Source organism: Eudoraea sp. (assembly GCF_039969275.1).
Taxonomy (GTDB): Bacteria; Bacteroidota; Bacteroidia; order Flavobacteriales; family Flavobacteriaceae; genus Eudoraea.
This window is the reverse complement of record NZ_JBDVOC010000014.1, coordinates 264218-289734: the sequence shown is the minus strand read 5'-3', so window position 1 is coordinate 289734 and position 25517 is coordinate 264218. Positions and strand designations below refer to the sequence as shown.

General features: G+C 37.0%; 27 protein-coding genes. 9 read left to right on the top strand and 18 right to left on the bottom strand.

What is annotated here, in order from left to right:
- Position 1 precedes the first annotated feature (1 nt).
- Positions 2-997, top strand: a complete 996-nt coding sequence (locus tag ABJH90_RS13430) for an acyl-ACP desaturase (RefSeq protein ID WP_348141234.1) — start codon at positions 2-4, stop codon at positions 995-997.
- Between the two features lie 33 nt (positions 998-1030).
- On the opposite strand, the gene ABJH90_RS13425 is transcribed toward ABJH90_RS13430, so the two are convergent.
- From ABJH90_RS13425 to ABJH90_RS13400, 6 genes are all read right to left on the bottom strand, one after another.
- Complete coding sequence (locus tag ABJH90_RS13425) at positions 1031-1555, bottom strand: hypothetical protein (protein ID WP_348141236.1); 525 nt, start codon at positions 1553-1555, stop codon at positions 1031-1033.
- 980 nt (positions 1556-2535) lie between these two features.
- Positions 2536-4089 carry an aldehyde dehydrogenase family protein gene (locus tag ABJH90_RS13420; RefSeq protein ID WP_348141238.1) on the bottom strand — a complete coding sequence of 518 codons (1554 nt, stop codon included), beginning with the start codon at positions 4087-4089 and terminating at the stop codon, positions 2536-2538.
- Between the two features lie 83 nt (positions 4090-4172).
- Positions 4173-4541 carry a DUF1304 domain-containing protein gene (locus tag ABJH90_RS13415; RefSeq protein ID WP_348141240.1) on the bottom strand — a complete coding sequence of 123 codons (369 nt, stop codon included), beginning with the start codon at positions 4539-4541 and terminating at the stop codon, positions 4173-4175.
- Positions 4542-4544: 3 nt separating this feature from the next.
- A complete protein-coding gene (locus tag ABJH90_RS13410; protein WP_348141242.1) occupies positions 4545-5090 on the bottom strand; it encodes a 3-hydroxyanthranilate 3,4-dioxygenase in 546 nt (181 codons plus the stop codon).
- Positions 5091-5179: 89 nt separating this feature from the next.
- The gene (locus ABJH90_RS13405; RefSeq protein WP_348141244.1) at positions 5180-5656 is read right to left on the bottom strand and encodes a CAP domain-containing protein; all 477 of its coding nucleotides are present in this window, start codon (positions 5654-5656) and stop codon (positions 5180-5182) included.
- Positions 5657-5806: 150 nt separating this feature from the next.
- On the bottom strand, positions 5807-6316 hold the full coding sequence (locus ABJH90_RS13400) for a CvpA family protein (RefSeq protein WP_348141246.1): 510 nt from the start codon (positions 6314-6316) through the stop codon (positions 5807-5809).
- An 88-nt stretch (positions 6317-6404) separates the two neighbouring features.
- Here ABJH90_RS13400 and ABJH90_RS13395 point away from each other — a divergent pair, with 88 nt between their 5' ends.
- From ABJH90_RS13395 to ABJH90_RS13385, 3 genes are all read left to right on the top strand, one after another.
- The gene (locus tag ABJH90_RS13395; RefSeq protein ID WP_348141248.1) at positions 6405-6761 is read left to right on the top strand and encodes a hypothetical protein; all 357 of its coding nucleotides are present in this window, start codon (positions 6405-6407) and stop codon (positions 6759-6761) included.
- Positions 6762-6767: 6 nt separating this feature from the next.
- Positions 6768-7076 (top strand): antibiotic biosynthesis monooxygenase, encoded by a 309-nt coding sequence (locus ABJH90_RS13390; protein WP_348141250.1) that lies wholly within the window; start codon positions 6768-6770, stop codon positions 7074-7076.
- Between the two features lie 149 nt (positions 7077-7225).
- On the top strand, positions 7226-8893 hold the full coding sequence (locus tag ABJH90_RS13385) for a glycerol-3-phosphate dehydrogenase/oxidase (protein ID WP_348141251.1): 1668 nt from the start codon (positions 7226-7228) through the stop codon (positions 8891-8893).
- A 75-nt stretch (positions 8894-8968) separates the two neighbouring features.
- Here the strand turns inward: ABJH90_RS13385 and ABJH90_RS13380 are convergent, their stop codons facing one another.
- From ABJH90_RS13380 to ABJH90_RS13370, 3 genes are all read right to left on the bottom strand, one after another.
- On the bottom strand, positions 8969-10300 hold the full coding sequence (locus ABJH90_RS13380) for a Gfo/Idh/MocA family oxidoreductase (protein ID WP_348141253.1): 1332 nt from the start codon (positions 10298-10300) through the stop codon (positions 8969-8971).
- An 11-nt stretch (positions 10301-10311) separates the two neighbouring features.
- On the bottom strand, positions 10312-11328 hold the full coding sequence (locus tag ABJH90_RS13375) for an SUMF1/EgtB/PvdO family nonheme iron enzyme (protein WP_348141255.1): 1017 nt from the start codon (positions 11326-11328) through the stop codon (positions 10312-10314).
- A gap of 78 nt (positions 11329-11406) precedes the next feature.
- A complete protein-coding gene (locus tag ABJH90_RS13370) occupies positions 11407-12408 on the bottom strand; it encodes an NAD(P)H-dependent glycerol-3-phosphate dehydrogenase (RefSeq protein WP_348141257.1) in 1002 nt (333 codons plus the stop codon).
- A 135-nt stretch (positions 12409-12543) separates the two neighbouring features.
- Between ABJH90_RS13370 and ABJH90_RS13365 the strand changes: the two genes are divergently transcribed.
- The gene (locus tag ABJH90_RS13365) at positions 12544-12732 is read left to right on the top strand and encodes a hypothetical protein (protein WP_348141259.1); all 189 of its coding nucleotides are present in this window, start codon (positions 12544-12546) and stop codon (positions 12730-12732) included.
- A gap of 63 nt (positions 12733-12795) precedes the next feature.
- On the opposite strand, the gene ABJH90_RS13360 is transcribed toward ABJH90_RS13365, so the two are convergent.
- On the bottom strand, positions 12796-13644 hold the full coding sequence (locus ABJH90_RS13360) for an AraC family transcriptional regulator (protein ID WP_348141261.1): 849 nt from the start codon (positions 13642-13644) through the stop codon (positions 12796-12798).
- Between the two features lie 146 nt (positions 13645-13790).
- Between ABJH90_RS13360 and ABJH90_RS13355 the strand changes: the two genes are divergently transcribed.
- Positions 13791-14765 (top strand): phytanoyl-CoA dioxygenase family protein, encoded by a 975-nt coding sequence (locus ABJH90_RS13355; RefSeq protein WP_348141263.1) that lies wholly within the window; start codon positions 13791-13793, stop codon positions 14763-14765.
- Positions 14766-14847: 82 nt separating this feature from the next.
- Positions 14848-16377, top strand: coding sequence for a SulP family inorganic anion transporter (locus ABJH90_RS13350; RefSeq protein ID WP_348141265.1), 1530 nt, complete (start codon positions 14848-14850; stop codon positions 16375-16377).
- Between the two features lie 3 nt (positions 16378-16380).
- Here the strand turns inward: ABJH90_RS13350 and ABJH90_RS13345 are convergent, their stop codons facing one another.
- The 5 genes from ABJH90_RS13345 to ABJH90_RS13325 form a co-directional block, all read right to left on the bottom strand.
- A complete protein-coding gene (locus ABJH90_RS13345; protein ID WP_348141267.1) occupies positions 16381-17100 on the bottom strand; it encodes an SIMPL domain-containing protein in 720 nt (239 codons plus the stop codon).
- A gap of 202 nt (positions 17101-17302) precedes the next feature.
- Positions 17303-17785 (bottom strand): cytochrome c, encoded by a 483-nt coding sequence (locus ABJH90_RS13340; RefSeq protein WP_348141269.1) that lies wholly within the window; start codon positions 17783-17785, stop codon positions 17303-17305.
- Positions 17786-17826: 41 nt separating this feature from the next.
- Positions 17827-18786: an alpha/beta fold hydrolase gene (locus ABJH90_RS13335; protein WP_348141271.1), complete on the bottom strand. Its 960-nt coding sequence runs from the start codon at positions 18784-18786 to the stop codon at positions 17827-17829.
- A complete protein-coding gene (locus ABJH90_RS13330) occupies positions 18786-19802 on the bottom strand; it encodes a bestrophin family ion channel (protein ID WP_348141273.1) in 1017 nt (338 codons plus the stop codon). Before ABJH90_RS13330 ends, ABJH90_RS13335 begins: the two co-directional genes overlap by 1 nt.
- 24 nt (positions 19803-19826) lie before the next feature.
- The gene (locus tag ABJH90_RS13325; protein WP_348141275.1) at positions 19827-20801 is read right to left on the bottom strand and encodes a nitronate monooxygenase; all 975 of its coding nucleotides are present in this window, start codon (positions 20799-20801) and stop codon (positions 19827-19829) included.
- Positions 20802-21052: 251 nt separating this feature from the next.
- Between ABJH90_RS13325 and ABJH90_RS13320 the strand changes: the two genes are divergently transcribed.
- Positions 21053-22852 carry a DUF5060 domain-containing protein gene (locus ABJH90_RS13320; protein ID WP_348141276.1) on the top strand — a complete coding sequence of 600 codons (1800 nt, stop codon included), beginning with the start codon at positions 21053-21055 and terminating at the stop codon, positions 22850-22852.
- A gap of 66 nt (positions 22853-22918) precedes the next feature.
- Here ABJH90_RS13320 and ABJH90_RS13315 read toward each other — a convergent pair whose 3' ends face one another.
- Both ABJH90_RS13315 and ABJH90_RS13310 read right to left on the bottom strand, forming a co-directional pair.
- Positions 22919-23821 carry a DMT family transporter gene (locus ABJH90_RS13315; RefSeq protein WP_348141278.1) on the bottom strand — a complete coding sequence of 301 codons (903 nt, stop codon included), beginning with the start codon at positions 23819-23821 and terminating at the stop codon, positions 22919-22921.
- Positions 23818-24171 (bottom strand): ArsC/Spx/MgsR family protein, encoded by a 354-nt coding sequence (locus ABJH90_RS13310; protein WP_348141280.1) that lies wholly within the window; start codon positions 24169-24171, stop codon positions 23818-23820. The genes ABJH90_RS13315 and ABJH90_RS13310 overlap by 4 nt, the downstream gene beginning before the upstream one ends.
- A 113-nt stretch (positions 24172-24284) precedes the next feature.
- On the opposite strand from ABJH90_RS13310, the gene ABJH90_RS13305 reads away from it, so the two are divergent.
- On the top strand, positions 24285-24758 hold the full coding sequence (locus ABJH90_RS13305) for a DinB family protein (protein WP_348141282.1): 474 nt from the start codon (positions 24285-24287) through the stop codon (positions 24756-24758).
- On the opposite strand, the gene ABJH90_RS13300 is transcribed toward ABJH90_RS13305, so the two are convergent.
- Positions 24755-25498 carry a DUF3298 domain-containing protein gene (locus tag ABJH90_RS13300; protein ID WP_348141284.1) on the bottom strand — a complete coding sequence of 248 codons (744 nt, stop codon included), beginning with the start codon at positions 25496-25498 and terminating at the stop codon, positions 24755-24757. The two genes, ABJH90_RS13305 and ABJH90_RS13300, sit on opposite strands and share 4 nt — an antisense overlap.
- Positions 25499-25517: the final 19 nt, after the last annotated feature.

Below are 25517 nucleotides of genomic sequence, written 5' to 3'. Positions count from 1 at the left end.
TATGTCTACTAAAAATATAAGGCTGGAGGTGATGCAGGCAATTGAACCTAAAGTTGCCGGGTTTATGGATTCATTTTTGATTCCTATTGATGAGATATGGCAGCCCTCGGACTTTCTTCCCGATTCGCGAAGTGAAAATTTTTTTGATGAGGTAGAACAAATCAGAGAGGAATCTAAAGAGTTGGGATATGATTTTTGGGTAACCATGGTTGCAGATACAATTACGGAAGAAGCCTTGCCAACTTATGAATCCTGGTTAATGGATGTTGAGGGAATTAACCAACACACGGAAGAACCCAGTGGATGGTCCAAATGGGTGAGAGCATGGACCGCTGAAGAAAACAGGCATGGTGATGTACTTAACAAATTTCTTTATCTCTCGGGTAGAGTAAATATGAGAGAAGTTGAGATCTCAACTCAGTACTTGCTTAATGATGGTTTTGACATAGGCACAGACAGAGACCCGTATAAGAATTTTGTATACACTTCATTTCAGGAATTAGCTACCAATATTTCGCATAAAAGGGTAGGTCAGATGGCCAAGAAAAAAGGGAATATACTTCTAAGTAAAATGTGTAGCATAATTGCCGGTGATGAAATGCGGCATCATTTGGCATATAGAGAATTCGTAAAGACCATATTTGGACAAGACCCTAATGGGATGATGCTTGCATATGCAGATATGATGAAAAGAAAAATTGTAATGCCCGCTCATTTTTTGAGGGAATCTGGAGAGGGAATCGGACTTGCATTTGAAAATTTCTCCAACTGTGCGCAAAGGTTGGGAGTATATACCTCTCAGGATTATATAGACATCTTTAATAAATTAAATCAATATTGGGATCTGGAAGGAATAAGAAGCTTGTCAGATGAAGCCCAGAAAGCCAGAGACTATCTTGTAGGAATGCCAGATCGATTACAACGTATCGCCGAAAGAATGAGACTAAGTGAGGATCAATTTCGGTTTAAATGGGTAGAGGCCAACGGAATGCTATAATTAAAAAGACCGGATTAAATCCGGTCTTTTTAATTATAATTTACCACGTTTATGTTCTACCTGCCATTTGTGTAATTCTTTCCATTTTCCCTCAGAACACATTTTTGCTTGCATTGGCCACGATGCGGGATCATGAACCTTGTAACGATCACCTCCTGAGTCCAATACTTGCTGACACTTGGAAACAGAAGTTTTAGATAAGGCCTTCCAGGTCTTTATATCATAATTGTGAAAAAGGCCTTCAATTTTGGGACCTATTCCTTCTACCACCTTCAGATCATCCTGTTTTATATTTTTTCCAAATGCCGCCTTGGCGGCACTTTTATTAAATGCAATTTCGGAAGAAACCACAGCTGAACTTTCAGCAGCCAATTTTTTATTACAAGCAGCAAGATCAGCTTCTAATTTTGCATTTTGATCTTTCAGTAAGTTTAGCTCTGAAGAATGGTCAATAGCTGTATTTGCACCTTTACCCAATAAATATCCAAAAATAGCACAAAGAATACCTACGAGTAAGGGGATAAGCCAACACCAGATGTTAATACTTTCTAAAGTCATAAGTTTATATTATTTAATTAGTTCTTATACAATAATTCTTCCTTGCTCTTATCACTGGCTTTTTCAAAATCCATTGCCTTTTGGGCAATAGAAGAATCCACACTTTTTAAGCTGGCAAGGTCATCTTATAATCCACATTCGCTGCAGTACATAACAAAAAAATAAATCCCTGATAATATGGTAATTATAATCCCAAGCAAGTTCGTAGTCTTTTTTGTCATTGGTAATTGACTATTTGTTGTTCTGTATACAATGTATTAAAAAAATCTTAAATTTTGTTAAAATTGAAAACCTTTATGCCTTGAGTTATCTGGTTAACCCTCTAATAATGACTAAGATGCTCCTTATTAACATGAATGAATACTGCACATACCTTAATAACTGCCAATTACACATTTTTTTACGCCATTTATAACTTTCTTTCATTGAATTAAACTACCATTTAGGATATTTGTTAAAAATTAAGCTGCAGCCCTATTTCTCCCGACAAGAATCCGGCATTGAAATAGTGTTCAATTAATACTTACTACTAGTTTGAATTAGTTTGGTTAGTTAAGAATCCCGTTGTTATTTCTTTCATAGATAACAGCGGTTTTTTTATTTCAAAATATACAACCTCTTCTTCCTATTGCATATTTTTTGCCGCAAATGATACATTCTAATGATGTCCCCTTGTTATTATACAATACTTTAAAGGTAAATTGACTTCTCAGTTGAGAATAAAAGATTTAAAAAACCAATTTTGGGAAGATTTCACTTATTGTTGTATGATAGTAGTGCTTGGAGTATTAATCTTAGCGCATGGGAGTTGCAAGATTCACGAACAAAATCAATAGAATCGAAAAATAAGTCTTTTAATTAACCTCTCCCTTTTAATTAAACAAAGGATTTTTTTGTGTTTTATAAATGCCTGCAGACATTTTTGAGTTCCTTAGTAACACTTAAACGGAACCAGCTTTAAGTCCCTGCAGGTTTTATCTTCACAAATCAAATTTTATACCTTGAGCTAAAGGCAATTCAGCAGTATAGTTAATCGTATTGGTTTGTCTTCGCATATAAACCTTCCAGGCATCAGAACCACTTTCACGTCCACCTCCTGTCTCCTTTTCTCCTCCAAAAGCTCCTCCAATCTCAGCACCCGAGGTGCCAATATTTACATTGGCTATACCACAATCACTGCCAGCGGTTGAAAGAAAATTCTCGGCTTCCCTTAAATTATTGGTCATAATGGCCGAGGAAAGACCCTGAACAACGCCATTTTGCAATTTTATCGCATTTTGTACATCACCTGAATATTTTAACAAATAAAGAATAGGTGCAAAAGTTTCATGTTGCACTATTTCATAGTTGTTATCCGCTTCGGCAATGGCCGGATATACATAACAACCACTTTCGTAACCTTCCCCATCCAAAACACCACCTTCCACGATCAAGTTTCCACCTTCTGCTATTACTTGCTCAAGGGCCTTTTTATACATCGTTACAGCATCTTTATCTATTAAAGGCCCTACATGATTATTCTCATCCAGTGGGTTTCCAATACGTAATTGCTTATAGGCAGTAACTATTGAATCTTTTAGCTGGTTATAAATAGATTCATGTATGATAAGTCTTCTTGTTGAAGTGCATCGCTGGCCAGCAGTGCCAACTGCTCCGAACACAGCTCCTATAACCGTCATTTTAATATCTGCATCCGGGGTAACTATGATCGCATTATTGCCACCTAATTCAAGGAGAGATTTCCCTAATCTTGCTGCAACTGCTTGTGCAACAATTTTTCCCATGCGAATAGAACCTGTAGCCGAAATCAAAGGAACTCTATTGTCATTTGTCATCATTTCACCAACTCTATAATCCCCATTAATCAAACAGGAGATACCTTCCGGAAGGCCATTAGCTTTGAACACCTCAGCGGCAATATTTTGACAGGCTATGCCGCAAAGTGGGGTTTTTTCTGATGGCTTCCAAACACAAACATCGCCACAAATCCAAGCTAGTGCGGTATTCCACGCCCAGACCGCGACGGGGAAATTAAAAGCCGAAATTATTCCTACAATTCCTAAAGAATGGTATTGTTCATACATCCTGTGCCCTGGTCTTTCTGAATGCATGGTTAGTCCATGTAATTGTCGAGATAGCCCTACAGCAAAATCACATATGTCTATCATTTCCTGTACTTCACCCAGACCCTCCTGATAAGACTTCCCCATTTCATATGAAACTAACTTACCTAAGGGTTCCTTTAATTCGCGTAGTTTATCTCCAAACTGGCGAACAATTTCGCCTCTTTGGGGAGCGGGTTTTAATCGCCAAATATGAAATGCTTTGGAGGCAGTTTCTATAACTTTATCATAATCATTTTGGGAGGTCCCTTTTACTTTACCAATTAAAGCACCATCTACCGGGGAAAATGATTCGATAACTTCTCCTGAAGAAAAATTATCGGAACCCGTTGAGGTGCCATTATTGATTTCCTTTATTCCTAATCTTTCCAATGCTTGGTCTATTCCAAAATCTACGGCAACTAGTGTCATTTTATAACTTTTAAAAGGTAGTTTGTTAAATTCTGACAAAGCTACGAATAATAGTGATTATGTGACGTGAAAGTTATGGAATCTTAGGCTAGATTAACAAAGATTAGAAGTAGTGCAATCAAGGCAGGTAGTGCCTGCACAAGGAATATTTTTTTATCTGCAGTTAGCGCTCCATAAATACCGGCAATTGCAACACAACTCAGAAAAAAGATAGAAATATTTGCACCCCAAAAGGGATCCTGAATAAAAAAAGTCCAAATAAGGCCAGCAGCTAAAAAGCCGTTATACAGGCCCTGGTTTGCTGCCAGAGATTTTGTTGGTTCAAACATGTCCTCAGGAAATTTTTTAAAGATCTTTTTACCCCTGGTAGTCCAGGCAAACATTTCGAACCAAAGAAAATATAGGTGTAGTGCTGCCACAATTCCGATAAAAATAGTAATCGTAAGTTTCATTTTTTATCTTTCTTCTATAGCGGTAAATCTATCATCAACGGACATAACCGTTCCACAATTATCACAGGTCCTTAACTCTTCCGATCCGTAGAAATATGAAAAATGCGATAAAAAGTCTTTTTCAATATCGTGTAGTGTAAAATAAGCTTCATAAAGTTTATGGTTGCAATTATCGCAAAACCAAAGAAGACCGTCCTTTATTTGCATTTGGTCTCTTCTGCGTTCTATTACCAATCCAATGGAGCCTTCATGCCGAACGGGAGAATGGGGGACTTTTGCAGGATGCAGGTACATATCGCCAGGCCCAAGTTTCATTGTTTTTTTTTGTCTGTCTTCCTGCAAATATATTTCTATATGACCTTCTAATTGAAAGAAAAGTTCCTCCGTTTCATTGTAGTGATAGTCTTTTCGTGCATTTGGCCCGGCAACGATCATAACTATATAATCACCGGCATCTTTATATAAATTCTTATTTCCTACAGGGGGTTTTAGTAAGTCTCTGTTTTCTTCAATCCACTTCTGAAGATTAAATGGAGGTTTTATAGACATTGTTTTCTAATTATTAAGGAATGATAATAGAATGTATTAAAAGTAATACTCCCTATCAAATGTAATAAAAGAATTTTTTCTGGTGTAGATTATCGGTAGAACAACTGAGTAAAATAGAATTTACCACTGGAGTCTTTTTTTACGCTTACAGCCGTATGCGTAAATTCGCCTTCAATTGTTTTACGATGACTAGGGCTCTCAAGCCAATTCTCCAAAGCCGTGGTAGCATCTGGGTAATCTTTGGCAACATTTTCAGCTACGTATTCAGCATTAACCTCGCTCGAAATTTTGGAGGCTCTTGAACTAAAGTTATCATGGCTTAAACTGCCTTTGGCAATCATATAATCGGTATGAGTGTTGGCATACTCATAAGCAACTTCGCTAAAAAGCAATGATGAATACCCCAAGCTGTTTCTATGGTCATTAACTATATCCAAAAGTGCGTGTTCTACCAAAACAGCATTTTCAGAACTCGGAATATTTGTATTTTCTATGGACTCTGTGCTACAAGATCCAGCCAATAATACAAATAAAACCGAGACAGCGATAGGCAATCTCATTTTCATATAGTGTTCTATTTGTAAGTAGGGTAATGAAAGAGTGGGGTGTTCTCTTGGATCCTTATTAAAAAGATCATCTTGGTAATATTAAAGAAATTATGAAAAAAGCACATGAAAAACCCTTTTTTTTCGATGAACGGCACTTTTCATCAATTATCAGTCATTAAATACTTCAATTACATTTCCGAAAACCAGAGCGCCTATATCTCTGACCGGTTTATAAAGAATAGATTCTGCAACCGTCTTATTATCAGTTGGATTAAACGAAGAACTTGAACTTTCAAAAAAATACAAAAGCGTACCAATAATAACCGCAGTTTTTAATATTCCAAATAAACCTCCTGCAAGCTTATTGACTAATCCAAGCATAGCAAAATTTGCAATTTTAGTAAGTATTTTTCCGGACATATTTACCAGAATCACAATAGCCACAAAAGTAATTATGAACGCCGCTATTTTAATGTAATTTTCATCCCAATCCATTTTTAGAGAAAGGTAGTTACCAGTTAAGTAAGAAAATTGAATTGCACCATAAAGGCCAATTATAATAGCGGCGAGTGATGCAATTTCAACAAAGAGACCATTTTTCAGACCCTTGTAAAGGCCATACGCCAGTACTAAACCCAGAATGATATCCAGAAGATTCACGGAAATTTGTTTACACAAATATAGAATTTTGATTTGTACCTTTGAATTTTTCTAAAAGAAGGGTTCAGGATTAATTTCGAATTTTAAATCTTTTATGATAATAAAAATGAGTAGAGATAGTCAACTAAAAGATAGGTGGGAGGAGCTCAATAAGAAATTATCTTCCAAGTTTTCAGATGGAGATCCAATGGATTTAGATGGGATTATTTACCTTATTGGCGTCCAGGAGTTAGGTCAATACCACAGGATGTACAAAAAGGAAGAGAAAGTTAATCTGATGCACATAGCCATATGCAAACTATTGGAACCTTACGGATATTATGAGTTTGAGTTTTTTGATGAGGAAGGTTGGCCTCATTATATTGTAAAGGAAACACTTCCACCATTAAAGGCAGGAGAGCAATCTGTATTAATGAAAGAAGCTATTGTGAATTATTTTATAGAACGAGCTTTTATTTTATAAACGATCATGAAAAAACCCTATTATGCCGTAATCTTCACCAGCACCAGGACTTCCGGGGATAAAGGATATGGCCTAATGTCAAAACAAATGGAAGAATTAGCCAAAAAACAATCGGGTTACTTGGGATTTGAAAGTGCAACAGGGGAGTTAGGGATATCTGTAAGCTATTGGGAAAACCTGGAATCTATATCAAGATGGAAATCTAATCTAAAACACCTGGCTGCACAGGAAATAGGGAAAAACGAATGGTATAAATGGTACAAAATAAGAATCTGTCTTGTTGAAAGGGAATACGAATTTACAGCCTCACATTAAAACAAACTACCATTTTTTTTATTCAACACTTCAATAGTAAATTAAATTAATGATAACATTTGCTTAAAACCTTGGCATTTGTATAGGGGGTATAAACCTTTACATTTGTAATAGGGCGAAAAAAATTATAACCCTTGAATTACAAAAACATGAAGGAGAACATACCATTTTCAAACCTGGATCGGAATGAAATCATTCAAAACCTAACCAAAACGAAATTCGATCTTGTAATTATTGGAGGTGGAATTACTGGAGGTGGTATTGCCCTTGACGCTGCTGCCAGAGGCCTAAAAGTGGCCCTGCTAGAAAAAGGGGATTTTGCGTCAGGAACCAGTAGTAAATCTACTAAGTTAATTCACGGTGGCCTTCGATATCTCAAGCATTTTGATTTTTGGTTGGTAAAAGAAGTGGGATCTGAACGGGCTATAGTTCATAAACTCGCACCGCACCTTGTGCTTCCCGAAAAAATGTTACTTCCTTTAATTGACGGCGGGTCTTATGGAAAATGGCTTACATCTATTGGATTAAAGGTCTATGATCTTCTGGCGCAGGTTTCAGGCGATGATAAGCGTAAAATGCTTGAAAAAAAAGAGGCATTAGATCTGGAGCCGTTATTGCCAAAGAAGAAATTAAAAGGGGCCGGTTATTATGCTGAATATCGCACAGACGACGCCAGGCTTACAATTGAAAATATAAAGACCAGCCTTACTTTCGGCGCTATTGCCTTGAATTATGCAAAGGTTACAGCTTTTGATTATACTGGTGATATTATTTCCGGGGTACATTTTAAGGACGCTTTATCCGGTCATGTATTTACTATTAAATCAAAATATGTGATAAATGCTGCCGGCCCATGGGTAGATGAATTGCGAAGTATAAATAATTCTAAAAAAAAGAAACGCCTTCATCTTACAAAAGGGGTTCATTTGGTATTTCCGCATGCAAAATTACCGGTAAAACAATCTGTTTATTTTGACGTTCCCGACGGGCGAATGATTTTTGCAATCCCCAGAGGTAGAATTACCTATGTGGGCACAACCGATACTAACTATGATCAGGATAAAGATGATGTTAAACCGGATTTAGTTGATGCCCTTTATTTAATATCGGCGGTTAACAATATGTTTCCTAAGATAAATTTGGAATTGGAAGATATAATCTCTTCCTGGGCAGGTTTACGACCCTTAATCCATGAAGAGGGAAAATCTACTTCCGAATTATCCCGAAAAGATGAGATATTTATTTCAGATACCGGCCTTATTAGTATGGCCGGAGGCAAACTTACCGGGTATAGAAAAATGGCGGAAAGAGTTGTAAATCTGCTATCTAAAAAAATGGAAGAGGAGGAAGGAGTTGAACTCGAGGAATGTACAACTGTTCAGATCCCTTTATGCGGTAATGATTTCAAAAAAACTAAATACGTCAATAAGTATATTTCAGAAATATTTGAACGAATAGTAGCAGATGGTTTTACAGAATATGATGCATGGTATCTGGTAACAACTTATGGCAAGCAAGCTGACACTATTTTGGAGGATTATTCCATTCTAAAAGATAAAGATCCATACATAAGAATTGCCAAAGCCGAACTTCATTACGGAATTAATTATGAAATGATAACTTCACCCATGGACTTTTTTATCCGCAGAACGGGTCGCTTATATTTCGATATTGAAAGCATACCCTTTCTACTGGATCCGATTCTGGATGAATTCAAGTCAATTTTTAAATTGGATGATTCGCAAATCCTTTCCTGGAAAGAAAATATGATACAAGAAATACATGAGCATTCCAGTTATTCTGTAGATCGGGTTTAATATTGTTTTTTCAAAAAGTAATGCGTCTGAGACAGAGATTAATCTATAAATCAGACTGTTGTTGGCACCTCTTTTCTATTCTTCTAATACTTCTGTCACTCCAGGTATTGGAATTGGGTAATAGCCATTCTCATCTGGTGATACCGGAGGCATGGCGTCCCAACTATATGCATTGGGCATCAGGCTCCTCCCTTTTTCTAAGGCGTCCTCGAAAGTGATTAGCTGCCCTGAATAGGTGGCCATTCTCCCAAGAATTGCGGTCATAGTCGTTTTTGCTGCATGTTCCGTATCACTTATAACTCCTCCGGCTTTTATAGAAGCGAATAAAGCATCATGTTCTGTCTGATAAGGATTCGGATCATTAGTCCCCTGATGTTTATAGATGGTACTGCCATCATAGCTAGTAATTATACCTTTATTCTGTGAATCGGTGTAAATTTTACCCTTTGTACCCATAAAACTTTCAGATACATTGTCTAAACAACCTTTTTGATGTCTACACTGGCTGGAAATTACTGCGCCGGAGGGATAAGTAAATTCAACAAAATGGTGGTCAAATATTTGGCCGAATTCTTTTCCTTTTCTCACTTCTCTGCCACCCATGCCCTGGGCATGTATTGGGAACTCCCCAATAAACCAATTGGCTACATCTATATTGTGAATGTGCTGTTCTACGATATGATCCCCGCATAACCAGTTAAAATAATACCAATTCCTCATTTGATATTCCATTTCTGTTTGGTTTTCCTGACGATCTTTGACCCATACCCCAGCACTGTTCCAATATACCTGTCCCGAAACGATCTGGCCCATTTTACCTGCTCTTATCTCTTCAAGGCATGCAAGATAATTTCGTTGATAATGCCTTTGTAATCCAACCACAACATTCAGTTTTTTTTCTTTAGCAATTTTCGCTGTTTTTAGAACACTTCGTATACCACTGGCATCTGTAGCCACTGGCTTTTCCATAAATACATGCTTACCTTTACTTATGGCGTACTCAAAATGAACTGGCCTGAAACCTGGTGTAGTGGTTAGTAATACTACATCTGCTTTGTCAATAGCAGCTTTATAGGCCTCAAAACCCAGATATTTATCTTCATCCTTAACGGCAACTTTATCTGTATCAATAAATTTCTTGGATAATATTTCATAGCAGTTATCCAATCGATCCTGAAATGCGTCGGCCATCGCCACCAATTTTACATTTTCTTTAGTGCTCAATGCCTGTGCTGCGGCGCCGGTACCTCTGCCACCACAACCGACCAGGGCGATTTTAATAGCATCGTCACCGAGGACGTGTGCTGAAGCTGCTACATCTAAAGGAACAGTTAATATTCCACCTGCTGCCAGAGCAGTGTTTTTGCAAAAATTTCTACGGGTAAGAGCGTGATTTTTATTTTCCATTTTTAGAGTTTTTAATAGTCATCTATTGCTGTAAGCCAATAAGCCTCCATTTCTTCCTTTGGAGGGGTTTCTTTCGGACGAATAATTCTAAAACCAACATTTGGGGCATTAGTAAACCACCACTGGCTTTTAGGAATCTGGGGGTCAATTCTTTTCCATTCTGCTGAGGAGCCTATCCTGGCAGATGATCTGAGCTCGATAGCGGGATCCATCCAGGAGCCGCCACGAACAGATCTTGGATATAGTTTTGTGGGTTTTATCCATGGGTTGTCTGAAGTTTCCCCTGATCTATTAGCATATGTATCTGTAGCGTATTTGTCCATGGTCCATTCAGCAACATTTCCGTGCATATCATAAAGGTCATACTTATTAGGTTGCTTAGTACCTACTTTATGATATTTTCCTTCACTATTATGATCATACCAGGCATATAAATTTAATTCTATAGGATCATCACCAAAATAATAGGAGGCAGTACTACCAGCCCTGGCTGCATATTCCCATTCTGCTTCTGTGGGAAGCCTATAGAAATTTCCTGTTTTTGCACTAAGCCATTTGCAAAATGTTATTGCCGCATATTGGGTAATATTTACAACCGGAAAACCTTTTTTACCCATGCCGTGACTCATATCTACATACGGGGTTGTTGCGGAAGATATGGCATCAATATCTATTGTAACTTCTGTATCCAAATCTTTCTGCCCAAAAGTATCGATCTGTCTCTCTAAAAAAAGTTCATATTGATCCCATGTTATTTCAAATGCACTCATCCAGAAATCATCTACCAAAACCTTGTGCTGAGGTTTTTCATCTTCTTGATGGTTATTGTTTCCCATCAAAAATTCACCTCCTTTTATAGGGTTCATTTTAATGGTAATCTCACTTCCGGGAATTTCTTGTGAATAAGCAATGAAGGAATCTATATTCTTTGTTATTTCTGACGATTCGGGACTTCCATTGGAGGTGAAAGCCATGGATAAAAAAATGACAGATATAACCATAAAAAGAAGGATATTTTTTAGATTCATTTCAAAATATTTAGAAATAACATGGCGCCAAAATATTTCTAAAGTATTCATTTAGAATCTAATAAAAAAATTTCAGGGTCAATCCAATTTATCTGTAAGTGCTTTGAAAGTTACTTTGGCGCTCTTTTGGTTATACAGAATATCATACACTGCATCTATAATTGGGGTCTTAACTTTCTTTTTAAATGTTGATTTTAACTTATAGGCACTTTCCGTTGCGTAATAACCTTCAGCTATCATTTTCATTTCCATCATGGCACTTTTTACTCTATATCCTTTGCCAATCATATTTCCGAACATCCTGTTTCGGCTAAAAATTGAATAGCCCGTAACAAGTAAATCCCCCAGATAGGCAGAATTGTTAATATTTCGTTTCATCTTGTGAACTCTCGAAATATAACGCTTCATTTCGCGGATAGCATTGCTCATTAAAACAGATTGGAAATTATCGCCATATCCTAATCCGTGAGCTATACCTGCTGCCAACGCGTAAATATTTTTAAGCATTGCCGCATATTCGGTGCCTATGATATCATCGGAAATCTTGGCCTTAATATAATGGCTGTTCAGATGTTCAGAGAGCATCCTGGCTTTAGCTGTATCTGCACAGGCAACCGTTAAATAGGACAAGCGCTCTAAGGCCACTTCTTCGGCATGACAAGGACCGGTAATCACTCCAATATTTTCAATGGGGATATTATACTTTTGATGAAAATGTTCTCCTACAATTAAACCTGTTTCAGGAACAATTCCTTTGATAGCTGAGAATATAATTTTATCCCTTATAGGGATAGTAAGTTTTTTGAGTTCACTCTCTAAAAAAGCAGATGGAATGGCAAAAATCAACAGATTAGCCATAGAAACCGCCTCGTCCATATTATTGGTAAGAACTAACTGTTTTAGTTGAAACTCTACTGAAGTAAGATAATTAGGGTTGTGTTTGTTGGCTTTTATATATTCTAAAGCATCCTCATTGCGCATATACCAGATTACTTTATCCCGGTTTTCAGTAAGCATTTTTACAATAGCTGTTGCCCAGCTTCCACCACCTAGAACTGCAATTTTTAATTCTTTTTCCATCAAATTAAATTAGTCCATCAAATGTAATTAAAAAAAATAACGACTTACTTATTTGAAAGTCATAGAGTTATAATATTTTACGAGTAAATTGGCCATAACAAGGACTATCAAACTCTCAATCTAGAAAACGATGAAATGCATAAAATTTTAACACTGGTTTACCTGTTTCTGCACAATGAAAACTTTGAATTATGCGTTAAAGACAGTAGAGAATGGTATGAGAATGAAAAATTATTTTTGGTTGGTTATTTAGTTAGAAACCGCCCCGGAATTAATTCCAGGGCGGTTTTTTTTATCATTAATTATTTTGGTTACCATCAGTAAAGAAAAGCTATTTAAAGGGGTAGGATGAAAGTAAATTTTCTGGGTTGAGGACACCAATAAGGATTACCTTTTCAGATATCTTTTTTTAAAATCAGATGGATTTTCATTGGCAATTTTTTTAAAAATACGATTAAAATAGGAAAGACTTTCATAACCACAGTCGTAACAAGTCTCGCTGATATTTCTTCCTTTCAAGAGTAATCGTTTGGCCTGGCTAATGCGATATTGGTTTAAAAAGGATGTAAAAACACTTCCTGTGGCACCTTTAAAATAGCGGCAAAAAGCTTCTTTACTTAAATTGGAAAGTGCTGCCACTTCTTCAAGCTCTATTTTCCTTTGGTAGTTTTCGTCTATAAAGGCATAGATGTTTTTTAGGCGGTCCTGTTGTTTTTGATTGTATTTATTTATTACCGGATAATCATGCAATAATACATACTCCTCAGAGGCAGCTAAAATGGAGAAAATATGCAGTACTTCCAGAAACTGTGAAAAGGGCGCCAAAACATGAAGTTTTTTGAGCCTCGAGCCAATATTTACCTTTGTTCTTCCGGTGAATGCTATTCCTTGCTGAGATTTTTCAAAGAGCTCAAATACTTCAGTTAGCTCTGGTATTTCTGTAAATATTTTGTTCTTAAACGCCGAACTAACATGCAAAACTTCTTTTTTGTACTCGGTCTGTATGCCAAAATCAAAGTTTAGATGAGGTATATTGGACCCTATTAATACCAGATCACTATGCTCATATTGAGAGATATGATCTCCTACGTGCCTGGTTCCGTTAGTGCCTTCTATGTAGACCAATTCATATTCCGGGTGAAAATGCCAATAGAATAAATCATTCAATCTCGGATTGTGGAGTAATCGGAATGAGCTTTTGGCGTCTGGATTTATTTGTTCTAATTGTATTTTCAACTTAATAATTTAACTTAATTGTTATTATGGTCTTAAATAATGATATAAAAGATCAATATAATTCAAATAATGATCAAAATCAAGGAGGTGATCTACATTTGATCTATTTAGATTTGACAATCTTTTAATCACAATACAGAATTATCATGGAAAAATCAGCATCCAAACTGGAAATGGCTAATAAAGCTCATAAGGATATTCCGGGAAACCCCTCAACTGCTACAAGCAGCAAATTAGAATTAAATGATCGGTCTAATAAAGTTCCATTAAGGGTTCTTAGCGAAAAGGACTGGGAGTTTTGGAAGCATAACGGCTATATAGTAATTAAAAATGCCGTCCCCGCATCCCAGGCAAAGACAACAGCAGATTTTTTGTGGGAATTTGATGAAAAGGATCCTAACGACAGTGAAACCTGGTATGCTCCCCCAAGGGCTGAAATGCAAATGAAAGAACTAACAGGAACAGGTATGGTTGAGGTATACAATAACCAGCACCTATGGAATAACAGGCAAATGCAACGTGTTTATGATGCTTTTGTGGATGTTTGGGGAACTGAAAAATTATGGGTAACAATTGATAGAGCAAATCTCAATTTTCCTCAAAGGCCTGGATTTGAAAGGAAAGGTTTTATTCATTGGGATTATGACCCTGAAACCAAACCGCAAAATGTACAGGGAGTATTGGCCCTGGCAGACCAAACCGATGAGAATATGGGTGGTTTTCAGTGCATTCCATGGTTATACAGAAATTATGATAGTTGGAAGCTTACCCAACCTGAAGATCGGGATCACTTTCAACCGGATATTTCAGAACTTGAAGATAAGATTGTAAAAGTAAAACTAGAAATTGGTGACCTGCTTATTTTTAATAGCACGGAGCCCCATGGCATCAGGCCAAACAGATCTGAGAATAAAGTTAGGATTGCCCAATACATTTCTATGATGCCGGCAGAGGAAGAAAATGAAGAATTAAGACAATGGCGCATTAATTCCTGGAAGAACAGAATAGCACCTGAGGGTTACGCATTTCCCGGTGATCCAAGAAATTGGGAGCAAGTCAGATATGATACTGCTAAATTATCTGAACTTGGAAAGAAATTATTAGGGTTGAATCGCTGGTAATTTATGAAATCCATAATTCTTTTCAATTAAGGCTATTAACAGTTAATAAGTGCTATTTTTGCCCCCTTAAAATAATAAGGGTTTGAAGAAGTACTTAAATCTATTTGATTTTTCGCAAAAAGTAAATTACAGAACTGAAGTCCTATCAGGATTAACGGTTGCACTGGCTTTGGTCCCGGAAGCCATAGCATTTGCTCTTATAGCGGGCTTATCCCCTTTAACCGGTTTATATGCAGCATTTGTTATGGGGCTGGTTACTTCTATTCTGGGAGGAAGACCTGGAATGATTTCCGGAGCGACCGGGGCCGTAGCCGTAGTCATAGTTTCGCTTGCCGTGGATTATGGGGTCGAATATGTGTTTGCCGCGGTGATATTGGCCGGAATCATGCAGTTAGCAGCCGGATTTCTTCGTTTAGGCAAATTGATGCGCCTTGTACCTCATCCCGTAATTTTTGGATTTGTAAACGGTCTAGCTATTATTATTTTTATGTCGCAGTTAGACCAGTTCAAGTCGTCTGATGGCTTATGGATGTCTGGCAGTTCCTTGTTTATTTTTTTAGGATTAGTTCTAATCACAATGCTGGTAATTTGGGGATTACCCAAATTAAGCAAAGCAGTTCCTGCCTCATTAATTGCCATCCTGGCTGTTTTTGGACTCGTACTTGCATTCAATATTGATACAAAAACAATTGGGGATATAGCATCTATTCAGGGCGGTTTTCCACCCTTTCATATCCCACAACTGCCTTTTACTTTAGAAACCCTGCAGATCATTTTTCCTTATGCGGCTATAGTTGCCGGGGTTGGGTTAATAGAGAGTTTATTGACCCTTAATATTATAGATGAAATTACGGAAACACGAGGGCGTGGTAATAAAGAAGCAGTAGCCCAGGGAACTGCAAACATACTTTCCGGACTCTTTTCCGGAATGGGTGGTTGTGCCATGATAGGACAGAGTTTAATCAACACTTCCAATGGTGCACGAGCAAGATTATCCGGTATAGTGGCTTCAGTGATGCTTCTTGTCTTTATTATGTTTGGGGCTAATTTGATTGAAAAAGTGCCTATGGCCGCACTTACAGGATTAATGATTATGGTTGCACTAGGAACATTTGAGTGGGCCAGTTTGCGTACCTTCAGAAGAATGCCGAAATCTGATGTCCTTGTAATGATATTAGTAACCCTGGTTACCGTTTTTCTGCATAATCTTGCACTTGCTGTCTTGGTTGGTGTAATTATCTCGGCCCTTGTATTTGCATGGGATAACGCCAAGAGGATACGCGCCAGAAAATATATTGACGAGAATGGAATTAAGCACTATGAGATCTATGGACCGTTATTTTTTGGATCTGTGACTTTGTTTAATGAAAAGTTCGAGGTACTTGAGGACCCGGATGAAGTTATTATAGATTTTAAGGAAAGCAGAGTGGTAGATATGTCTGCCATTGAAGCGTTAAACAAAATAACGGGACGCTACCATAAAGTTGGGAAGAAGGTACATTTAAGGCATTTAAGTGAGGATTGCCGGCGTTTGTTAACGAATGCAGATGCCATAATTGATGTAAATGTCTTGGAGGACCCTACTTATAAACTAGCAATAGATAAAGTCTGATTGTTACTGTATTGCGAATTTAACGTTCACAGTACTCTCTACTTTTATCTTTTCAAATTCAATTTCAATGGGTTGATCTTCATCTGCCTCCTTAGACATTTGTACCCTAACCATTCTTTCTTCCATCCTATATTGTACCCCTGTGTTTAGATCAGATATAAAAAGAGCATGTCCAAGCTTTTGATCTAAAGGTAGAACCATTGCTTCTGCCTGGTTTTTTGCCGCACCTACAGCTCTTTTTCTTAGATCAATTTTGAGCTTTTCCAGACTCGAATATTCGGTTTTTGTCAGGTTTAGATTGGAGATTCCGATAGATTCAAGACCCATTATTACTCTGCCTGCAGTTACGGCATCATACACTAATAATGAATATTCTTTGTCTTTTTGAACATCCACTTTCCTGAGAAAGTACTTTTTAAAATTACTCCCCAAATCAGTAAGGGTAAGTTGTTTCTCGATATCAATGCCTAGTGTTTTCAGTTTGTCGGCCATTTTATTTTCCAATTTTTCAACTGAAGTTTTTCCTTTTGTGTCTGCTTCTGTGATTAGGATTGACAAATAAATACGGTCTGGTATAACCAAGGTATCTACTCTTGCAGTGGTTTCTAAATAGGGTTGATCAATAAAATTTTTACTTTGCCCGTAACTTGTGAGACTTGATATTATTAAGAAAAGTGTAATCAAAAATCTCAAAGCTATTTTTTGTCGGATTAAATATTTCATGTTTTCAATTTGTCTGTGCGAAACTAAAACTTTCTTATTGGTTTTAAAAGATATAATGAGGGAAGTCCTAACTTCTGTGAGTGTTTATTACCAATAAGAAAGTAACTACTACTCTATTGATTAAATTCTGTAAAAAGCAAAAGTGCCGCACTCGTCAATTTATTAACTGAGAACAGCACTTATTAATATTCTTAATCCGGTTTTAAAGGGTACGTAAGTACTCTGCAACTGCCCGGGCTTCTTCTTCAGTTAGATTTTGATTGAGCATGATGGCATTGTTGTACTCTTTTAATAGGGCTTGAGCAATAGGATCTTCTTTAATCATAACATCCGGGTTTAGGATCATATTCATTACCCATTCCGGACTTCTACGATCATAAACACCCGCTAAGGCAGGTCCTATCATACGTTGGTCAGCCATATGGCAAGCAGTACAAATAGTGTTGTATTTTGCTTCACCTGCAGCAGCTAGTTCCGAATCTATCTCAGAAGCAAATTCTACGGAGGTTATAGGTCCAACTCCCTTGTTATTCAAATCAACCGGAACGGTTTCAGATTTAGTTTCTACCTTCACCTCCTTTTTGGCACGGTTCATTTCAAAACCCTCTTCTTTTTTCTCTCCTTTTTTTTCGCCGCAGCTCACTAGCAGGGCACAAATTCCAATTATGGCAAAAATTTTTCGCATGTTGTTTAGATTAGAAGCACTAATATATGAAATAGCACGGATCAAAATAATTCCTTTATAAATTTTAAACCAATTTTTTCAGAATAAGATATGTTTAGCGGACCAAAGAATCCTACATGTCCACCATGTTTGGGCATATCAAGATAAAGAAGTGGATTATTTTTAGCTTCTTCAATCGGGTAGCAATCCCGACCTAAGAATGAGTCGTCCCGGGCATTGATAATCAAGGTTGGAATTTTTATCCTGGGTAAAAACTGAAGACTACTGCACTGTGCATAATAATCCATAGCATTTTTGAACCCATGAGCCCTACTGGTATAAATATCATCAAAATCTTTTAGGTTCCCGATGTTGTTTATTTCTTCTACAGATATTAATTCCGGGAATTTCTGCTGTTTTAAATATAATTTCTCCACCAAATGTTTTTTAAATCTTTTGGCATAAAGTGTATTTTTCAATTTTAGCAATTGAATTAGAGAATCGTGTAAACTACATGGAACGGATACGGTTACAGCCCCTTTTATTTGATTTGCTACAGGCCCTTCTCCCAAATATTTTAATGTCAGATTGCCTCCCAGGCTGAATCCTTTAATATAAATACTGCTATATTTCCCGGTAGAAAGGATATGTTGTATAACCTCTTTGAGATCATCTGTGGCTCCTGAATGATAGGATCTGAATAGACGGTTGGTTTCTCCGCTGCATCCTCTGAAATTAACTGCACAACTATCCAGTCCATTGGAAGTAAAATGCTTGGCGCTTCCTGTTATATAGGGGCGTTGCCCATGTCCTTCAAGACCATGTAAAAGAATAACTACAACAGTACTGGGCGCAGCGGCAAAGCTCCAGTCAAGGTCGATAAAGTCTCCATCCTCAAGTTCCAGACGCTCCCTTTGCTGGTTTAGGTTAGAAACCTTTCTAATCAGGCCGGAATAAATAGTAGATACATGGCCATTTTTAAATGGGAGGGGAGGATTGTAATGAGATTTAACCAAAGGCATTAGTATAGTACATGGTCTTTAGGTTTAACAGGATCGGGCAGGTTTTCTTCGTCCAGCATATCTCGTAAATCAATTTCAATTGTTCGGCATAAGGCGGTCATGGGCACATCATTTATTCGGCCTTCAAAGGGATCTTCACTATAATCCCCAATTTTCTCCATAGTAATAAATATCCATGAGATCAGAACCGAAAACGGAATCATTAAAAATACGTACCAGGCTTGCATAGAATCAATTGATATTAAGGTATCATCTTCAAAAACGTCGAGTAGACCAAAAGGTAATATCAAAATAAATATCCAGGTAAAAACCCTTGAAAAATATCCATATTGTCTGGGAAAAGGAGTGTTTTTTATTCGTTCACTTTTACCTTGAAGATTATAGAGCTCTTCTAAAACAGACTGCATCTGATCTTCCTGAAAACCATCAATAACATCTTTTTCTTTTAGAGCAACTATATCCATGGCCTGGTTTTTGACCAAATACGTAGCCGGATTTACCCTTTTTTTAAGGTCTATAAACTCTCTTTTATTTACATATTTAAAGGCCTCATTACAGGAAGGGTTTCGCTCTCCATGCTTATCAAACATTCTTTCAACTGATCTGTCCTCTTTTAAGGACCATGGTCTTGGTTGCCTGAGTTGTACTCTAAGTGCGTTAATCCATCCAATATGTCTGTAAATCAATTGGGCTTGCATCTTTTTTTCGTACGTTTTATCCTCAGTGCGTACAAAACTTAATACCTGAATTCCCCAGGTTCTGCTGTAATTAACTATGCCACCCCAAATTTTTCGACCTTCCCAAAAACGATCATAGCTTTGAGAGTTCTTGAATCCAATATAAAATGCAACAGCAATACCAATAACACTTATTGGCTGAAAGGGAATATCAATAAAATTCCATCCCAGAAAATGGTACACATAAAATATTAGGCTTGCATATAGGCTGAAAAAGATAAGGTTTTTCCAGGCATATCTAAGAATAACTCCCCAGCCTATGTTTCTTTTTACGTACATATGTATTTACAGATTTTTTAAGTATCATTTTGGATAATTGTCCAATAAGGCAATTTGTGATTCAATCGCTGCTTTAAATTCAGATTTAAGTTTTTCTGTGAGTTCAGCAACGGTAAGTACATTTTCTACAGTAGCTGCTCCCTGACCTGCAGACCAAATTGTCTTCCAAGCTTTGGCTTCCGTATCTAATTCCTTTCCAAAATCAATTTTAACATCTTTTTTCAGGTCTTCTTCTGTAATTCCTGCCGCGGCAAGACTCGCTCCTAGAAAATTAGCATGCACTCCCGATATTGCTGCAGTGTAGGTTATATCACTGGCCCCTGCTTTTATGATCATCTGCCGGTATTCCTCCGGTGCTTTACTTTCAAGAGTGTTAATAAATCTAGTACCCATATAAGCCAAATCCGCGCCCATTTGTAAGGCAGATGCAATATCCCTGCCGGTACTTATACAACCTGAAAGGATTATGGTTTTATCGTAGAACTTTTTAATTTCTGCCACAAGGGTCATAGGATTAATCGTACCTGCATGACCCCCTGCCCCTGCAGCAACCAATATTAGGCCATCTACGCCTGCTGCTGCTGCCTTTTCTGCATGTCTTTTTTTAATTATATCGTGAAAAACCAGCCCGCCGTAACTGTGCACAGCATCAACTACTTGCGATACTGCACCCAAAGAGGTAATAATGATGGGAACTTTATGTTTAATGCATAATTTTAGATCTGCTTCCAGTCTTGGATTTGTAGGGTGAACAATCAGATTTACACCAAATGGTGCTGCTTTAACCCCTGTTTTTTCTTCAAAAGTGTCTAATTCGGATTTTATTTGAATTAGCCATTCTTCAAATCCTTCACTTGTACGTTGGTTAAGAGCGGGAAAAGTTCCTATAATTCCATTTTTGCAACATTCAATAACCAATTGGGGACCAGAGATGAGAAACATGGGCGCTGCGATAGCAGGTAAAGAAAGTTCTTTGATAAATGCGGGTTTATTAGCCATAGTTGTATTTTGTGGTTTTAAAAATAGGGATAAATTTTTAGCCAACACAAGCCCCTGGAAATCAAAACCAACTTTTTTTAATTTCCTATTCTTGTGAGGGAACTCACAGCGATAGAATAATATTTCTAAAGAACTTATTTAAGTAATTACATCTTTGTTACATTAGATGTCTCAATCACTGTTTATTATGTGATTCTCTTTAAAGCAAATTGAAATATTTAGACACGACTTGAACATCATATCTTAGTTTTATGAAGAATAATTTATATATAATTCAGATCCTTTTTTTACTTTTTTTCTATAGAATAGGATTCACACAAAATGATCATAGGCAATACCAACCGGTAATATTGGACTTTAAAATTGAGTCTACCAGTGAAACTTCGTCAGTAAATCCTTTTACCGATTATCGTTTACAGGTAGATTTTGCACTTGGGGATAAATTATTTTCAATACCCGGATATTATGCGGCCGATGGAAATGCAGCCGAAACCAGCGCTTCTTCTGGAGGTATCTGGAGGGTAATATTTACACCAAATACTGCGGGGAATTGGAAATACAGAGTTTCATTCAAAAAAGGAAGAAAGCTTGCTTTAGATGAGGACACTTATACAGGGCTGTCAATTGCTCCACATGACGGCAAAACGGGAGTTATAGAAGTAGTTTTACCAGATGAAAACGCATCAGGCTTTAGTGCAAGAGGGAGACTTTGTTATGCCAATAACAGGTATCTGCATACAGAAAACGGGGAACCTCTTTTGAAATTCGGGACTAATTCACCAGAGAATTTTTTGGCATATGCAGATATTGATAGCACCTATTCTTATGACAGTGAAAAATCGTTTATAAAAACCTGGAATCCGCATAGACAAGACTGGAAAAATGGAGACCCTACATGGCAGGGGACAAAAGGTAAGGGAATAATAGGGGCACTGAACTATTTAGCCTCAAAAGGCATGAATAGTGTCTATGCACTCACCCTGAACATAGAAGGTGATGCACAAGATGTTTGGCCATTTCTGAGTCATAGGAAAAGCGATTTTAAGAGGTATGATGTGAGTAAACTTGGGCAATGGGACATTATTTTCTCACATGCCGAAAATTTAGGGATAATATTGAATTTGGTGACTCAGGAAAAAGAAAACGAGCTAATACTTGATGATGGGTACACCGGAGAAGAGCGCAAACTATATTACAGGGAACTTATATCAAGGTTTGGGTATCACAAAAATATCATCTGGAATATGGGAGAGGAAAATGGTTCAGCACCATGGTGGCCTAATGGACAAAACGACCAACAAAGATATTCTATGATTCGTTATATAAAAGACCATGATCCATATAAGAATCCTGTGGTAATACACACCTTGCCGGATAAAGAATCCAGAAATCCTATTCTTAGTAAGTTACTTCATTTTGATAAATTGGATGGACTTTCAATGCAGGTATCCAATATAGAAAATATTCACAATGATATTATAAATTGGATTCATAAATCTGAGGAGGCAGAAAGGCCATGGATTCTAATGATGGATGAAATTGGCCCATGGCATACGGGAACCAAAACGGATGAAGATGATCCTGCACATGATGCGCTGAGGCAAGATGCACTTTGGGGTACACTAATGGCTGGAGGTGCCGGAATAGAGTGGTATTTTGGGTGGTTAAAACCACCTCACGACTTAAATGCAGAAGATTGGAGAAGCCGAAATAATATATGGGAGCAATCTGCTATAGCAAATCATTTTTTTAAAGAACTCCCCTATAAGGAAATGTCTGATCTTGACAAAAAAATCAGAAACTCCAACAATTATTGTTTTGGCAAAGAAGGGGAAATCTATGCCTTATATTTAAAAAATGGTGGCACAGCCAGTTTAAATCTGGAGGGGCAAAATGGAAAATTTGAAATACTTTGGTATAATCCCAGAATTGGAGGAGACCTTCAATCAGGATCTATTCAAATTATTGATGGTGGGACCTGGGTTCAAATAGGGAGTCCGCCTTCAGATAATGATATTGATTGGGCTGTTATAGTTAAAAGACTTAAATAAGGAATAGGGGCTCAAAATAAATGTTAACCTAAATGAATTTCTTGGTTATGCCTTAGAAACAGTTCCTTAATCTGTTATTTTCCCTGGTTTTGGCTTTTTGCTTACCAGATAAACTCCTAACAAAACCAAACATGCTGCAGCTATTTTTACGGTGGTGAGTTTGTCTCTGCCACTTAGAACGGCAAAAAGAATCCCAATTACAGGTTGTACATATACAAATGCACTTACGGTAGATGCTTTTAATTGAGTTAATGCAAATACATTAAACAGATAAGCGCAAAAAGTAGTCCCAATCACCACAAATGCCATTTTCCATATCGCTTCAAATGGCAGGGTTGACCATGAAACTTCTAAAAATTCTGGAAGGGCAATTGGTAAATTATAAAGGATACCAATCAGAAACATCCACTTTAAAAGTGTAATTGGATGGTATTTTTCAAGCAACTTTTTTACAAGAATGAGATATAGCCCAAAAAATAAAGCGTTCAACAAAAAGAGGGTATTGCCTAAAGGAATATTTGATGCGTCTTGTCTAATTTCATTGCCATAAAGAACTAGAAAAAGGGCACCTGTAAGACCAATCACTATACCGACGATTTTGTGCGTCCTAATTTTTTCTTTAATTAAAAAAAAAGATAAAATAACTACTATGATTGGGGTGGTGGTTACAAGAACTGCGCTATTTATGGGAGTTGATAAATCTAAACCTTTAAAAAATGCCAGCATATTAATTGCCATGCCAAAAAGCGAACACAGTATTACCCTGCCCCAGTCCTTCCATTCGATTCTTTCTTTAGGCCCTAAAAAAGAAATACTCCAAAACAAAATGGTGGCTCCTAATACCCTAAGCATTATAAAACCGAAAGGCGTAATATACATTGGCATTACCCCTTTGGCAATAGTATGGTTTAATCCATAAATTGTTGTAGCGCCCAGTGCGGCTAATATGGCGAGATTTCGCTTACTCAAGAATGAATAGTTTCTTTGGCAGCAGTAATTACCTTTTTGCTATTCCCAATAAATATTTGATTGTTAACCAAAATAACAGGCCTCTTTAAGAATGTGTAATGTTCCAATATCAGTGCCTGATAGTCCTTTTCTTCAAGTTGCTGGTCTTTTAATTGGCGTTCGCTAAACAGGCGTGCCCTTCTGCTAAACAAGGCTTCATAACTACCTGCTAAATTTCGCATTGCCTTCAGCTGTTCAGGTGTAATTTGATCTGATTTAATATCCTGAAGTTCAATATCGCCAAGAGGTTTCAGTTCATTTAATATACGTTTACATGTATCACAACTACTTAAGTAATAAATTTTCTTCATGACTATTTTTTATTGAATTCAAAATTATAATAACTACTGCTAATTAGTTAAAATGAATATGCTATTTTTATTATTTATTACGGTATTGTTACTAATTGTAAAATAGGCACACATTGGAAAAAATATTTGACATTACAATTCAAAACAGGAAGATACTATACAAAATATTAAAACGTACTCCTCATGAACTTCTATTTGAAATTCCGGAAGGCTATCGCAATAATATTTGGTGGAATATAGCTCATGTTGTTGCGACCCAACAAATACTTGTTTACAAATTTAGCAATCTCCCTGCACGCATTGATGATTCTCTAGTTCAAAAATTCAGAAAAGGGACCTTACCCGATATTAGTCCTACAGATGAAGAGATAGATCATATTGGCGCTTTTTTGCTTTCCACGGCAGAATGGGCCCAGGAAGATTATGAAAATGGGGTATTCAAGGAGTTCAATGAATATAAGACCAGTACAAAGGTCATATTGCGCAATATTGAAGACGCATTGGCGTATAATCTATATCATGAAGGTTTGCACCTTGGAGTTATACTTTCTTTGGAAAAAATTCTATTAAAAGAAGGGGCGTTCTAGGTTTTGATGTTCCCTGATAAAAATTGTTGGATATCCTTATAAGGAAGTGTGAGTTCTATAGGCCCATCGGCATAGGAAGCCACTTCATATTGATTATACAATAGTTTGAGCCCTTTCTCTGTAAAACCAATATTTTCAGGTAAATAAAAATGGTCTTGCTCAAACATAAAACCAGTACTATTGATGGGCTTATTTACCGGAATATCTTGTTGTAATCTAAATTGGGTTTCAGCGTACCTTTCAAACCCTTCCTTATCTTCGAATAACTCCCAGTCATCCATTTCCTTCCCTCTTTTTTTACTAAAATTTAAAAAATTTGTTGATCCATAACCATGAGCTCCACCGGTAAACAAATAAGATTGCAGTTCAATAGTTAGGAGTTCATTATCTTCATAGGTAACCATCCCATTTATTTTTGCCTTCCATCCAATAGTTTCATCAGGATAGATCTTTTTTAATTCAAAATAGCCATTCGTAAATGACTCAATGGCTTCCTGAATAGTCTCATCATTAATTTCATCTTCAAAAGTTAATTTAGAAATAACTTCTTCCTGTAAAGTGAGATTAATAGATTTGGCCAGTTTGTTATTACCTAATGCATGAGGTATTTCAATGGAAACCTCCGGACATTCCTTACATTTAGTACTGGCAAGAGTTAAGGCTTCAAATGTAATATTACCGCTGTCCTGACAGCTAACAATAAGGACTAGAAAAAAAAGGTAGGTTACAATACGCGTCATTGAGTTGAATTTGGATCTA

Coding starts and splice junctions, on each gene's coding strand:
- ABJH90_RS13430 (WP_348141234.1), top strand. CDS start 2: ATGTCTACTAAAAATATAAGGCTGGAGGTGATGCAGGCAATTGAACCT.
- ABJH90_RS13425 (WP_348141236.1), bottom strand. CDS start 1,555: ATGACTTTAGAAAGTATTAACATCTGGTGTTGGCTTATCCCCTTACTC.
- ABJH90_RS13420 (WP_348141238.1), bottom strand. CDS start 4,089: ATGACACTAGTTGCCGTAGATTTTGGAATAGACCAAGCATTGGAAAGA.
- ABJH90_RS13415 (WP_348141240.1), bottom strand. CDS start 4,541: ATGAAACTTACGATTACTATTTTTATCGGAATTGTGGCAGCACTACAC.
- ABJH90_RS13410 (WP_348141242.1), bottom strand. CDS start 5,090: ATGTCTATAAAACCTCCATTTAATCTTCAGAAGTGGATTGAAGAAAAC.
- ABJH90_RS13405 (WP_348141244.1), bottom strand. CDS start 5,656: ATGAAAATGAGATTGCCTATCGCTGTCTCGGTTTTATTTGTATTATTG.
- ABJH90_RS13395 (WP_348141248.1), top strand. CDS start 6,405: ATGAGTAGAGATAGTCAACTAAAAGATAGGTGGGAGGAGCTCAATAAG.
- ABJH90_RS13390 (WP_348141250.1), top strand. CDS start 6,768: ATGAAAAAACCCTATTATGCCGTAATCTTCACCAGCACCAGGACTTCC.
- ABJH90_RS13385 (WP_348141251.1), top strand. CDS start 7,226: ATGAAGGAGAACATACCATTTTCAAACCTGGATCGGAATGAAATCATT.
- ABJH90_RS13380 (WP_348141253.1), bottom strand. CDS start 10,300: ATGGAAAATAAAAATCACGCTCTTACCCGTAGAAATTTTTGCAAAAAC.
- ABJH90_RS13375 (WP_348141255.1), bottom strand. CDS start 11,328: ATGAATCTAAAAAATATCCTTCTTTTTATGGTTATATCTGTCATTTTT.
- ABJH90_RS13370 (WP_348141257.1), bottom strand. CDS start 12,408: ATGGAAAAAGAATTAAAAATTGCAGTTCTAGGTGGTGGAAGCTGGGCA.
- ABJH90_RS13365 (WP_348141259.1), top strand. CDS start 12,544: ATGCATAAAATTTTAACACTGGTTTACCTGTTTCTGCACAATGAAAAC.
- ABJH90_RS13355 (WP_348141263.1), top strand. CDS start 13,791: ATGGAAAAATCAGCATCCAAACTGGAAATGGCTAATAAAGCTCATAAG.
- ABJH90_RS13345 (WP_348141267.1), bottom strand. CDS start 17,100: ATGAAATATTTAATCCGACAAAAAATAGCTTTGAGATTTTTGATTACA.
- ABJH90_RS13340 (WP_348141269.1), bottom strand. CDS start 17,785: ATGCGAAAAATTTTTGCCATAATTGGAATTTGTGCCCTGCTAGTGAGC.
- ABJH90_RS13335 (WP_348141271.1), bottom strand. CDS start 18,786: ATGCCTTTGGTTAAATCTCATTACAATCCTCCCCTCCCATTTAAAAAT.
- ABJH90_RS13330 (WP_348141273.1), bottom strand. CDS start 19,802: ATGTACGTAAAAAGAAACATAGGCTGGGGAGTTATTCTTAGATATGCC.
- ABJH90_RS13325 (WP_348141275.1), bottom strand. CDS start 20,801: ATGGCTAATAAACCCGCATTTATCAAAGAACTTTCTTTACCTGCTATC.
- ABJH90_RS13320 (WP_348141276.1), top strand. CDS start 21,053: ATGAAGAATAATTTATATATAATTCAGATCCTTTTTTTACTTTTTTTC.
- ABJH90_RS13310 (WP_348141280.1), bottom strand. CDS start 24,171: ATGAAGAAAATTTATTACTTAAGTAGTTGTGATACATGTAAACGTATA.
- ABJH90_RS13300 (WP_348141284.1), bottom strand. CDS start 25,498: ATGACGCGTATTGTAACCTACCTTTTTTTTCTAGTCCTTATTGTTAGC.